Consider the following 12,383-nt stretch of genomic DNA (forward strand, 5'->3'; position numbering starts at 1 on the left):
AAAGCCATGAACAAACGCTCCCAGTCCCGCTCCGCCGCCCGTCTCGCCGCCGTCCAGGCGCTCTATCAGCATGAGATGGAGGGGACGCCGGTTGCCAAGCTGATCCACGAATTCCATCAGCACCGCATCGGTGCAACGATCGAAGATGCCGAATATGCCGACGCCGACGTCGAATTTTTCGACGATATCGTGAAGGGCACGCTGGCGCGCTCCGCAGAGATCGACGCGGCAATCGTCGCGCGGCTCGCGAGCGGCTGGTCGATGGAGCGGCTCGACCGCACGATGAAAGCGATCCTGCGCGCCGGTTCCTATGAGCTGATGGCGCGGTCCGATGTTCCCATCGGCGCGGTGGTCAGCGAATATGTCGATGTCGCCAAGGCTTTCTTCGATGCGCGCGAAGCGGGCTTCGCCAACGGCCTGCTCGACGCGATCGGCAAGAATGTGCGGAAGAGCGCCTGAGGCGAGGGAAAACGGCGCCTGACGTGACCGAAATCAACCCGATCCGGTTCGACGGACAAGTCGCGCTGATCACCGGCGCGGCGCGCGGTATCGGCTTCGCCTATGCCCGGCTGCTCGCCGCGCGCGGCGCGACGGTCGTCATCCACGATATCGGCGCTGATTCGGACGGGCAGGGTTCCGATCCCGCTATCGCCGAAGGCGCGGCCGACGCGTTGCGACGCGCGGGCTGGCGGGCGTCGGGCGTGCATGACGCGATCGATACGCGCGAGGACTGCCATCGCCTCGTCCGGTCGGTCCTCGATGCGCATGGCCGGATCGACATGCTGATCCACAACGCCGGCTGGGTCGGCTATCAAAGCATCGAGGCGCTGGAGCCTGACTTTCTGCGGCGCGCGCTCGCGCTTCAGGTCGAGGCGCCCCTGTGGCTCGCGCAGGCGGCATGGCCCGCGATGGTGCGGCAGGCGCACGGCCGTATCCTGTTCACCACGTCGGACCGAGCGCTCTATCCGCAATATGCGCTGAAGGGACTTTCGGCTTACGCCGCATCGAAGATCGCGCAGGTCGGCATCATGAACGTGCTCGCGCTCGAAGGCGCCGAGCATAATATTTGCGTGAATGCGATTTCGCCGGTGGCCAAGACGCGCATGTGGGGCGTCGAGGATGAACCCGACGAACTCCACCCCGAAGCCATCGCGCCCGGCGCCATCTGGCTTGTTTCGCGCGAATGCTGCGAATCAGGCTGGGTTTTGCGTGCGAGCAACGGGCAATTTCATGCCGTGCGCCCGGCGGAGGCGAGCGCGGTCGATTATCCGCGCGATTTGCGCGCGGTTGCGGCCGACACCCCCGAGGCGGTGGCGGCGGCGTGGTCGCGTATCGCGGTTTCGGAGCCCGAGCGGCGGTAACAGCCGCTTTGGCGGGGCGTGCGGGGAACCTGCGCCGCGGATATCCGTTCGCATCTCGACTTCGCTCGATACGAACGAGATATATATGGTTCGGCATATCAATATGATGAGAGGGTAGGGTAGCATGAGCGAAGCCGATTTCATCACCCGCCTGCGCGTCATCGCGACCGATCCCGCCGCGCGCGGGCTCGCCGACGATGCTGCGGAGTGGGAGGGGCTGGTCCTCACCCACGACATGATCGTCGAGGGCATTCACTTCCTGCCCGACGACACGCCGCAGGATGTCGCGTGGAAACTCGTCGCGGTGAATCTGTCGGACCTCGCCGCCAAGGGGGCCGCGCCGATCGGGGTGCTTGTCGGCTATAGTCTGGGCGACGATGCTTGGGACGCGGCCTTTGTCGAGGGGCTGGAGACTGTGCTGCGCCGCTTCGGGGTGATCCTGATCGGCGGCGACACCGTGCGCGTGCCCAAAGGCGCGCCGCGCAGTTTCGGCCTGACCGCGATCGGTCGCGCGCCCGAGGGTGGTGCGCCGTCGCGTAGCGGCGTCCGGCCGGGCGACCAGCTGTGGGTCACGGGGACGATCGGCAATGCGGGGCTCGGCCTCGCGATGCGGCTGGGGCAGGAGGAGGCGAACGACACATGCCTTGCCGCCTATAGCCGTCCGCAGCCACAGGTAACCTTTGGTCAGGCGGTCGCGCGGCATGTCCATGCGATGATGGACGTGTCCGACGGACTGCTGATTGATGCACAGCGCATGGCCGATGCGAGCGGGTGCCAGCTGGGCATCATGATCGAAACCATGCCCCTGTCGGCGGCGCTCCTCGCGGTGCGCCCCGATGTGCTCGACACGCGGCTCGCGGCGGCGACCGCGGGCGACGATTACCAGCTGCTTTTCGCCGCCGATCCCGCCGAAGCATCCCGCATCCGCGAGATTTCGGCGGGGCTCGATATTGCGGTGACGCCGATCGGCCATGCGGGTGTCGGCGCGGGGATTGTGCTCACACACCATGCCCAACGCATCACGCTTCCCGCGCGTTTGGGCTTCATGCACTAGTCAATGTTCCGCAACCGGCGGTGCAATGGGAGAGTTCTGCTTTGAAATTGGTTCGGATGTTGGCGATCTGTGTTGCATGGCTTGGGTGCATGACGCATCCCGCGCAGGCGGCCGCGGAGCCCGTGGTCGCTGTCACACAAGCGCCAACGGTCGATCCCGAGGAATTGCCGGCTGACGAGACGCCCGATCGCATCGCAGCACTGACAGGCGAATGTGCGGCAGACGACGCCAAGGCGTGCACGCGGCTCGGCTATTTCCACCACGAAGGCGACGACGTCCCCAAGGATGACGCCCGCGCGACCGCGCTTTTCGCGCGCGCCTGTCATTTGGGCGACATGACGGGCTGTACGATGGCGGGATATGCCTATGGCGCGGGGCAGGGCGTCGAACGCTCGCACGAGCGCGCGGCCGTCTATTATGCCTTCGCGTGTCACGCAGGCGAGGCGACGGCCTGCTCGAACCTCGGCCTATCCTATATCGGTGGCGACGGGGTTCCCGAGGATCCAAAGCGCGCCGTGCAATTGTTCCGGCAAGCCTGCGACATGGACGACATGGATGGATGCGCGAACCTTGGGGCATCCTATTCGCTGGGCAAGGGCGTTGCGCCGAACCAGCGGCAGGCCGCCCGGCTTTTCGAGCGCGCTTGCAAGGCCGATGACCAGCATGCCTGCTATAATCTGGGCGTATTGCATCGCGACGGCCTCGGCATGCCGCGCGACTACAAACGGGCTTTTGCGTTGTTCGAGCAAAGCTGCCGGGCTGACGATGCTTCGGCGTGCGGCAATCTGGCGATGCTGTTCGACGGCGGGCGCGGCGTGCGCCGGAATCGCGCGCGGGCGCTCGAACTGTTCGACCGGGGTTGCGAACTGGGCGAGGCCGAAAGCTGCTTCACGCTGGGGCGGGCCTATCAGACCGGAAAGGGCATCGAGCCCGACGCCGCGCGTGCCGTCGAATTGCTCGAGCGAGCGCTAGCGCTTGATCCGAACACCGAATCCGCTGCGGAAGCGCGAAAGGCGCTGGACCTCGCGCGCGGTGCGGACGCCGGGGGCGCTCAGCACAAGCCACGGAAAACTGCGGAATAACCGGCCTTGCCCTTGGCTGGCTTTCTTCCCATAACTTGGCGTCCAAAATTTGGGGCGGTCGCACGGGGGAGAGGGCGAACCGGCAATCAATAAGTCGGACGTGCTCGACTGCTATCTCTGCGTCGCCCTTCTCAATGGGAAGGAATAGTCACGCATGAATCCGATTTTGATCGCGATAGCGTGCGGCATTGTCGCCGTGCTCTATGGATTCATTACCTCCCGTCAGGTGCTTAGCGCCTCGGCCGGTAATGAAAAAATGCAGGAAATTGCCGCCGCCATTCAGGAGGGCGCCAAGGCCTATCTTGGCCGTCAATATCGCACCATTGCCATCGTCGGCGTCGTTGTCGCCATACTCGTCGGTTATTTTCTCGGCGCGATTTCGGCGACAGGCTTTCTGATCGGCGCCATTTTGTCGGGCGTCGCGGGCTTTGTGGGCATGAACATTTCGGTCAAGGCCAATGTCCGCACCGCGGCGGCGGCCCAGACGAGCCTTCAGGCCGGCCTGACCATGGCGTTCCGCGCCGGTGCGATCACCGGACTGCTGGTGGCGGGGCTCGCGCTTCTCGCGATCTCGGTCTTCTTCTGGTATCTGACCGGCCCCGGTGGCTTCACCGTCGGCGGTGACGACCGCACCGTCGTCGACGCGCTCGTTGCGCTCGCCTTCGGCGCCTCGCTCATCTCGATCTTTGCGCGTTTGGGCGGCGGTATCTTCACCAAGGCCGCCGACGTCGGCGCCGATCTCGTCGGCAAGGTCGAGGCCGGAATTCCCGAGGATGATCCGCGCAACCCCGCGGTTATCGCCGACAATGTCGGCGATAACGTCGGCGACTGCGCCGGCATGGCCGCCGATCTGTTCGAAACCTATGTCGTCACCGTCGGCGCCACCATGGTGTTGATGGCGCTGCTGCTCAAGGGCACGGGCGACATGCTGTTGCCGTTGATGAGCCTGCCGCTGTTGATGGGCGGCGTGTGCATCATCACCTCGATCATCGGGACCTATTTCGTCCGCCTCGGTGGCGGCAAGAATGTCATGGGCGCGATGTACAAGGGCTTCCTCGTTACCGCGGTCCTCTCGGTCCCGGCGATCTGGTTCGCGACCAGCTATGTCCTCAAGGGCGACATGACGACCGACATCACGGGCACGACGTTCAACGGCAGCGATCTTTTCTATTGCTCGCTGCTCGGCCTCGTCATCACCGGGCTGATCATCTGGATCACCGAATATTATACCGGCACCAATTATCGTCCGGTGCGCTCGATCGCCAAGGCTTCGGAAACGGGCCACGGCACCAACGTCATTCAGGGTCTGGCGATCAGCCTTGAATCGACCGCTCTGCCGACGCTGGTGATCTGCGCCGGCATCATCGCGGCGCATCAGGTTGCGGGTATCGTCGGCATCGCCTTTGCCGCCACTGCGATGTTGGCGCTGGCCGGCATGGTCGTTGCGCTTGATGCCTATGGTCCGGTCACCGACAATGCCGGTGGCATTGCCGAAATGGCGGGTCTCGATGACTCGGTTCGCGAAAAGACCGATCTGCTCGACGCCGTGGGCAATACGACGAAAGCCGTCACCAAGGGCTACGCCATTGGTTCGGCGGGTCTGGCGGCGCTGGTGCTGTTCGGTACCTATACCGCCGACATCACTGAATATTCGGCGAAACTCGGGCTGACCGAGCCGCTGAGCTTCTCGCTGTCGTCGCCCTATGTCATCGTCGGGCTGCTGCTCGGCGCATTGCTCCCGTATCTCTTCGGTGCATTTGGCATGACCGCGGTGGGCCGCGCGGCGGGCGAGGTGGTCAAGGATGTTCGCGACCAGTTCAAGAACAACCCGGGCATCATGACCTATGAAACCAAGCCCGACTATGCGCGTACGGTCGATCTGGTGACCAAGGCGGCGATCAAGGAAATGATCATCCCGTCGCTGTTGCCGGTGCTGGCCCCGATCGTTGTCTTCTTCGTCATCCGCGCGGTGGCGGGTCCGGCGGCGGCGCTCGAAGCGCTCGGCGCGCTTCTGCTCGGCGTGATCGTCGGCGGCCTGTTCGTCGCCATCTCGATGACCTCGGGCGGCGGCGCATGGGACAATGCGAAGAAATATATCGAGGACGGCAATCACGGCGGCAAGGGCAGCGAGGCCCATAAGGCTGCTGTCACTGGCGACACCGTCGGCGATCCGTACAAGGATACCGCGGGTCCGGCGGTCAACCCGATGATCAAGATCACCAATATCGTGGCGATTCTGCTCCTCGCGGCGCTGGCGCACGGCGCGGTTTAAGCCGCACTGCCTGCGGGCAAAAGAAAGGCCCCGTCGGAGCGATCCGGCGGGGCTTTTTTGTGCCTTCCCTATCGTCACCCCGGACTTGATCCGGGATCTATTTTGCTCGGCGTTTGCGTGAATGGACCCCGGATCAAGTCCGGGGTGACGATGGAAGAGAGGTCAGTTTCCGGTCGCCAGCCGCACGACCCTGGCTTGCGAACAGCTGTCGTCGTTGCCCGCTTTGCAGGATTTTTCGTAGAGCTGGAGCGCACGCGTCAGGTCTTGGGGCAGGCCGTCGCCGCTTTCATACGCCGCCGCCGCGAAATGACAGGCATAGCTGCCATAGCGATCGTCGCTTTTGCTGATGTCGCACGCCGTTCGGTACATAGCGATGGCGCGGGCGGTATCCTGCGACACGCCGTTGCCGTCGCGATACATATGGCCGAGCGTCAGGCAGTCGATTGCCGCGCCATCGTCGCAGCCCTGACGCATGGCTTCGAAGGTGACGGGGGCCGGGTCGGACGGATCGGCTTCTTCCGCCGCCGTCTCAGCTTCTGCCGCCGCGATGGCCGCGTTTTCCGCTTCCTCGCCGGCTGAAGATCGAGCGGCACCCAATTGTTCGAGAGCACCGCAAGCGGCTGCATTGCCGAGATCGCAGCCGCGCCGGAAATATTCGAGCGCGCGGTCCATGTCGGTCTCCACGCCCTCGCCGCGCCGCGTATATTTCGAACCGAGCAAGGCGCAGGCTGCGCCGTCATCGAGGCCGCATGCCTGTCGATAAAGCTCCGCCGCGCCGGCAACGTCGCCCGCCTCCTGTGCCTCGACGCCCGCTACGCCCACCTCTGTGCCCGGCATCGCCTCGGTCTGCGCCCAGCCGGGCTGACTCCAGCCAAGACAGGCCAAGGTCGATACAGCTGACAAGATGATCCGTCTGTTCATCATGGCTCCCCCTCCATTTTTCCCCAACGCAACCCGTTGGGAATGTGTCAGCAGAGCGTGGATGATGTCAACGCGTTGCCTTCATCTGCTGCGCATAGCCCGCCTGCACCATCGCGCTCATCTGGTCGAACAGCGCATCGGGGTTGCTGCGGCGCAACTGCGCGATTGCCGTCTCGATGCCGCCTGCGACGACCAGCTCGCGCGTCCCCGCATCGACAGCGGCGAGCATCTGCGCCGCCGCATCGTCGGGCGACAGGCCGTTTTCGATCGCGGCGTCGCTTTCGCCGCGGACGCTGCCATCGGCATTCAGCGCATTGCGGCTGATATTGGTCGCGATCGACCCCGGGGCGACCACCAGCACTTTCAGCCCCAGATGCTCATTTTCGGAGCGCACGCTGTCATGATAGCCGATCAGCCCATGTTTCGCGGCCGAATAGGCGCTGCGCAGCGGCACCCCGGCGATCCCCGCGACGCTGGAAATCGCGACAATCTGTCCGCCGCCCGCCGCGACCATGCGCGGCAGCAGCGCCTGCGTTAGCGCGATCGGCGCGAGCAGATCGACCGCAATAATCTGTTGATAGACCGAAAAATCGGTTTCGATCGCAAGGCTGCGCTGCGAGATGCCGGCATTGTTGACCAGCCCGTCGATGCGGCCGCACCAGTCCCAAGCTTGGCTGACGATGGCGGGAATCGCGGCATAATCGGTGGCCTCGAACGGCAGGATCATCGTGCCGGCACCGCAATCGGCGGCCACGGCTTCGAGCGCGGCGACATTGCGCCCCGACAGGATCAGCTTTGCCCCGCGCGCCGCCAGTGCGCGCGCCAACGCAGCGCCAATCCCCGACGAAGCCCCTGTAATCCACCAGATTTGATCTTGCATGTCGGCCTCTCCATTTGCTGATTTGTGCCAGCGTGAAACGGCCGGAGAGGGGCGTCAAGCCGCGGATGCGCGGATTTCCGTGCGGGGGTGGCAATTTTGTTGCGAATCTGATATAATAAATATCAACACGCCGACACTCTGCCTCTTCCCGTCTCCGGGCTGGGGCATATTCGGCGTTTCCGATGGAGTCATATCCCTTGCCACGCTGACTGGCTAGCGCCGCACAACGGTTCATCGCCCTCGGTAAGAGGGTGGGAGGCCATGTTGTTGTCGCACTTTCCAACCGAGGTCAAGGCACAGAAAGGAAGCTGAATGTCCGCTAGCACGCTTTTGTTCGAAGTCGGTGATTATGTCGTTTATCCCAAGCATGGCGTGGGGCGCGTCATCGAGCTGCAGAAGTCCGAAATCGCCGGTATGCAGCTGGAACTTTATGTCCTGCGCTTCGAAAAGGAAAAGATGACGCTTCGCGTGCCGACGAACAAGGCCGAAGGCGTTGGTATGCGCAAGCTGTCGTCGGACAAGACGCTGAAGGAAGCGCTTCAGGTCCTGACCACCAAGCCGAAGGTCAAGCGCACCATGTGGTCGCGCCGCGCGCAGGAATATGAAGCGAAGATCAACTCGGGCGACCTCGTGTCGATCGCCGAAGTGACCCGCGACCTGTTCCGTGCCGACGACCAGCCCGAGCAGAGCTATTCGGAACGCCAGATCTTCGAAGCCGCCTCGAGCCGCCTCGCGCGCGAACTGGGTGCGATGGAAGAAAGCGACGAAAAGACCGCGCAGGCGAAGATCCTTCAGATCCTCAACGAGCATGCGCCGTTGTATTATGCCGAAAAAGTGGTTTGACGCGAAGCGGCAAACCATCCCGGTGAAAACCGGGACCGACAACAAAAAGGGCGGTCCGAAAGGGCCGCCCTTTTTGTTGGCTGTTCCCCGGCGAAAGCCGGGGTCCATGCGTCCTGAGGCAAGGTTAGTGGTCGCCATCTGGGCCCCGGCTTTCGCCGGGGAACGGCTCAGGCCGGATATTTCGCGCTCACAAAATACAGCCCGTCGGGCGGGGCATTCAGCCCCAGCGCGTTGCGATCCGCCGCATCGAGCGCCGCCTTCAAATCGCGCGCCGACCATTTTCCATAGCCCACCATCGCGAGGCAGCCGACCATCGAGCGCACCTGATGGTGGAGGAAGCTGCGCGCCGCGGCCTCGATGATGATTTCTTCGCCGTGGCGGCTGACGGTCAGCTTATCGAGCGTCTTCACCGGGCTTTGCGACTGGCAATGCGCCGAGCGGAAGGTGGTGAAATCATGCAGGCCGATCAGCTGCTGCGCCGCGGCGTGCATCGCGTCGGCGTCGAGCGGCCGCGCAACCTGCCACGACAGCCCCTTGTCCCACGTCAGCGGCGCGCGGCGGTTGACGATGCGATATTCGTAACTGCGCCCGATGCAGGCAAAGCGCGCGTGCCAGTCGTCGGGGACGATCTCGGCCGCCACGATCGCGATCGGCGCGGGACGAAGCTGGGCGTTGAGCGCCTCGGTCAGCTTGAACGGGGTCAGCGGCTTTTCGATATCGACATGCGCGCGCATCGCGATGGCATGGACCCCGGCGTCGGTGCGCCCGGCGCCGAGCACCGGCACGGTCTCGGCGGTGAAGCGGTGGATCGCTTCCTCGATCGCCTGCTGGACGCTGGGGCCGTGCGCCTGTCGCTGCCAGCCCATATAGGGGCGGCCGTCAAATTCGATGGTGAGGGCGAAACGGGTCATGTCGAGCCTGTAGCAGAAACCCTCTCCTTGGGGAGAGGGGCAGTGAGACTTGCGAACTTGTTCGCTAGTCGCAGCGGGTGAGGGGGCGTGCGTTATCGTGAGGGCGCAGCCCCTCACCCAGCTTTGCTCAGGCAGCAGGCTGCCAAGGCTGCGCAACCCTCTCCCAATGGGAGAGGGGATTCAGGCTAGGCGCGTACCCTTGGCTATCGCGCGCCCGCGCAGTAATTCGCCGGCATCCATCGCCGGTTTGCCCGCGCGCTGCACCCGTGTGGCGCGGACCGCACCGGGGTTGCACGCGATGGTCAGTGCATCGTCGAGCGTCACGCCCGGTGTCGCCCCCGCGATGGTTTCGGCGGGATGCACGACCTCGGCCGCCAATATCTTGTAACGTTCGCCGTCGAACTCGAAAAAGGCGCCTGGCATCGGATTGAACGCGCGAATTTGCCGTTCGACCTGCACCGCGCTGGTCAGAAAATCGAGCCGTGCTTCGCTCTTGTCGATCTTTGCCGCATAGGTGACGCCGTCGCCCGGCTGCGCTTCGGGGGCGAAGGCGTGGAGGTCACTCAGCACCTTCACCATCAACCCGGCGCCCATCGCCGCGAGTTCGTCGGTCAGTTCGCCCGCGGTCTTGGCCGCAACTGGCGTGCGCCCGATCAGCCGCATCGCGCCGGTGTCGAGCCCGACGTCCATCTGCATAATCGTCACGCCGGTCTCGGCATCGCCCGCGAGGATCGCGCGCTGCACCGGGGCTGCACCGCGCCAGCGCGGCAGGATCGAGCCATGGACATTGAGGCAGCCTTCGCGCGGGGCGTCGAGGATCGCGGGCGGCAGGATCAGGCCATAGGCCGCGACCACCGCGATATCGAGGTTCAGCGCGGCGAATTCGGCCTGCTCGTCCGCGCCTTTCAGGCTCTTCGGCGTGTGGACGGGAAGGCCATGCTCCTCGGCCCAGACATGCACGGCGCTCTGCTGCAATTTCTTGCCGCGCTGCGCGGGGCGGGGGGGCTGGGTATAGACAGCCACAATCTCGTGCCCCGCCGCGTGAAGCGCGGCGAGCGTCGGCACCGCAAAGGGCGGTGTTCCCATGAAGGCGATACGCATGGGGAGGGGCTTTGGCGGAGGATGCGGCGTGGTGCAAGGCTCTCGCTCCCCACTATCGTCACCCCGGACTTGATCCGGGGTCCCGCTAAGCGACGCCCGAAAAGCGGGGCCCCGGATCAAGTCCGGGGTGACGAGGGAGGGATATTGTGCACTGGATGCACAGCCACTACCACCACCCTATGGCCTCCACCGAAATCGAAGCGCTCGTCCAGCAACTCGCCCGGCTTCCCGGTCTCGGCCCGCGTTCGGCGCGGCGCGCGGTGCTGCATTTGATGAAGAAGCGCGAAAGCGCCTTTGCGCCGCTGCTCGCGGCGCTCCAGACGGTGTCCGAACGGCTCGTCACCTGCACCATCTGCGGCAATGTCGACACGCATGATCCGTGCGCGATCTGCGCCGATGCGCGCCGCGATGCGCGGTCGCTGTGCGTCGTCGAGGAAGTGTCGGACCTGTGGGCGCTCGACAAATCCCGCCTCTTTCCCGGAAAATACCATGTCCTCGGCGGGCGGCTCTCGGCGCTCGAAGGTATCCGTCCGCAGGACCTCGCGATCGACGCGCTGGTCGCGCGCGTCGCGGAAGGCGGGATCGACGAGGTCGTGCTCGCGATGAACGCGACGCTCGAGGGGCAGACCACGGCGCATTATCTCGCCGAGCGGCTCGAGGGTTATCCGATACGGCTGACCCAACTCGCGCACGGCCTGCCAGTCGGGGGCGAACTCGATTATCTCGACGAGGGCACGCTGGCGCAGGCGCTCAGGGCGCGGCGACCGGTGGGGTGAGGCCGGGCAGCGCCTCCAGCGTCCGGCCCATCAGCTTCTCGATCAATCCGCGATAGTAAGCCGCAAGCTCCGGCTCGTCGCCGATAATCTCCAGCGCGCGGACGATCGGCACCCAGCCGTTGGCGCCGTTGACGAAGATCGCCGCCCCTGTCCGCCGGTCGGGGGAGAAATAGACGAGATCGGTCTGCCCCTCGTCATTGCCGGTATGCTGGAGGATGGCGTGTTCGCCATAGCGGTGGACCTGCCAGCCGAAAGCATAGCCATATTGGTCGGGGCAGCGCGCGACGAACGGCTTTTCGCAGCCATAGCGCTCATCGCCCGCGAGGGGAGTCAGGATCTTTTCGCGCGTCGTTCGCGTCCTCGAAAGCCTTGCGGACGCGGCGATCAGCCGTTCGAGAAAAGTGCCATAGGCGGCGGTCGTCGTGATCAGGTCATAGGACGCACCGATCCCGGTTCCTGCGCGCAGGCCGGGATAGGTTGCGTCGGGGTCGAGAAAGGTGCCGTCAATGTCGGCAGGCCGCGCCAGCCGCCCTTCGGTCCAGTCGGGCAGTTCGCCGATCGCCATACGATCGATGTGCCAGGGGCGAAGCAAAGTTTCGGCGGTCAGCGCGCGGAGCGGTTTTCCGGTCTTTGCCTCGGCATAGCGCGCCGCGAGTTCTATCCCTGCGCCCGAATAGCGATAGCGTGTGCCGGGGCTCCAATCGAATGCCAGTTTGCCGTCGGCATAATCGTCCGGCCAGTTGCGCAGGCCGGAGCGGTGCGACAGCAGGATGCGTGTCGTGAGCAACGCAAAGCGCGGGTCGCCCCCGAGATCGGGCGATTTGACATAAGGGGCGATCGGCTCGTCGAGGTCGATCCGCCGTCTGGCCGCCAGTGCGAGCAAGGTTTCCGCGGTCACCGTTTTGGCGATCGAAGCGGTGTTGAAGGCGGTTTCCTGGGTCACCGCTATGCCCGGGCCTTGCTCGCCATATTGGCCTGACCAGATGATGCGACCATCGCGGATCACGACGATGCCGATGCCGCCGATCTTCTCTTCCCTGGCGATGGCCGGCATCCATCGTTCCATCGCGGCATCGAGTTTGCTAGCGGCGGGTGTTGCGTCGCGGGCGGCTGCGCGGCCCGCCGACAGGAGGGCGGCAAGGAGCGCGATGGCCAAAAACAGATGTCTCATTTCACCTCTGA

At 64.7% G+C, this 12,383-nt stretch carries 12 protein-coding genes; 7 read left to right on the top strand and 5 right to left on the bottom strand.

Features of this window, described 5'->3' with window-relative positions; translation table 11 throughout:
• Positions 1–6 precede the first annotated feature (6 nt).
• The 5 genes from nusB (at position 7) to AC1RRJ_RS03230 (ending at position 5,769) form a co-directional block, all read left to right on the top strand.
• Positions 7–459 (top strand): transcription antitermination factor NusB, encoded by a 453-nt coding sequence (gene nusB, locus AC1RRJ_RS03210; protein ID WP_493120270.1) that lies wholly within the window; start codon positions 7–9, stop codon positions 457–459.
• 23 nt (positions 460–482) lie between these two features.
• The gene (locus tag AC1RRJ_RS03215) at positions 483–1,361 is read left to right on the top strand and encodes an SDR family NAD(P)-dependent oxidoreductase (protein WP_493120271.1); all 879 of its coding nucleotides are present in this window, start codon (positions 483–485) and stop codon (positions 1,359–1,361) included.
• A 124-nt stretch (positions 1,362–1,485) separates the two neighbouring features.
• Positions 1,486–2,415, top strand: a complete 930-nt coding sequence (gene thiL, locus AC1RRJ_RS03220; RefSeq protein WP_493120272.1) for a thiamine-phosphate kinase — start codon at positions 1,486–1,488, stop codon at positions 2,413–2,415.
• Positions 2,416–2,504: 89 nt separating this feature from the next.
• The gene (locus tag AC1RRJ_RS03225) at positions 2,505–3,497 is read left to right on the top strand and encodes a tetratricopeptide repeat protein (protein WP_493120273.1); all 993 of its coding nucleotides are present in this window, start codon (positions 2,505–2,507) and stop codon (positions 3,495–3,497) included.
• Between the two features lie 154 nt (positions 3,498–3,651).
• Complete coding sequence (locus tag AC1RRJ_RS03230) at positions 3,652–5,769, top strand: sodium-translocating pyrophosphatase (protein WP_493120274.1); 2,118 nt, start codon at positions 3,652–3,654, stop codon at positions 5,767–5,769.
• 162 nt (positions 5,770–5,931) lie between these two features.
• On the opposite strand, the gene AC1RRJ_RS03235 is transcribed toward AC1RRJ_RS03230, so the two are convergent.
• A complete protein-coding gene (locus tag AC1RRJ_RS03235) occupies positions 5,932–6,693 on the bottom strand; it encodes a tetratricopeptide repeat protein (protein ID WP_493120275.1) in 762 nt (253 codons plus the stop codon).
• A 64-nt stretch (positions 6,694–6,757) separates the two neighbouring features.
• Positions 6,758–7,570 carry an SDR family NAD(P)-dependent oxidoreductase gene (locus AC1RRJ_RS03240; protein WP_493120276.1) on the bottom strand — a complete coding sequence of 271 codons (813 nt, stop codon included), beginning with the start codon at positions 7,568–7,570 and terminating at the stop codon, positions 6,758–6,760.
• 312 nt (positions 7,571–7,882) lie between these two features.
• Between AC1RRJ_RS03240 and AC1RRJ_RS03245 the strand changes: the two genes are divergently transcribed.
• The gene (locus AC1RRJ_RS03245; RefSeq protein WP_493120277.1) at positions 7,883–8,413 is read left to right on the top strand and encodes a CarD family transcriptional regulator; all 531 of its coding nucleotides are present in this window, start codon (positions 7,883–7,885) and stop codon (positions 8,411–8,413) included.
• Positions 8,414–8,580: 167 nt separating this feature from the next.
• Here the strand turns inward: AC1RRJ_RS03245 and truA are convergent, their stop codons facing one another.
• Together truA and fmt are read right to left on the bottom strand one after the other, a co-directional pair.
• Positions 8,581–9,324, bottom strand: coding sequence for a tRNA pseudouridine(38-40) synthase TruA (gene truA / locus AC1RRJ_RS03250; RefSeq protein ID WP_493120278.1), 744 nt, complete (start codon positions 9,322–9,324; stop codon positions 8,581–8,583).
• Positions 9,325–9,504: 180 nt separating this feature from the next.
• Complete coding sequence (gene fmt, locus AC1RRJ_RS03255; protein ID WP_493120279.1) at positions 9,505–10,425, bottom strand: methionyl-tRNA formyltransferase; 921 nt, start codon at positions 10,423–10,425, stop codon at positions 9,505–9,507.
• Positions 10,426–10,604: 179 nt separating this feature from the next.
• Here fmt and recR point away from each other — a divergent pair, with 179 nt between their 5' ends.
• Positions 10,605–11,201: a recombination mediator RecR gene (gene recR / locus AC1RRJ_RS03260; protein ID WP_493120280.1), complete on the top strand. Its 597-nt coding sequence runs from the start codon at positions 10,605–10,607 to the stop codon at positions 11,199–11,201.
• Here recR and AC1RRJ_RS03265 read toward each other — a convergent pair.
• Entirely contained in the window at positions 11,176–12,372 is a 1,197-nt protein-coding gene (locus AC1RRJ_RS03265; protein WP_493120281.1) for a serine hydrolase domain-containing protein, read from the bottom strand. The two genes, recR and AC1RRJ_RS03265, sit on opposite strands and share 26 nt — an antisense overlap.
• Positions 12,373–12,383 lie beyond the last annotated feature (11 nt).

This window comes from Sphingopyxis sp. GW821-FHT12C06, assembly GCF_058807415.1.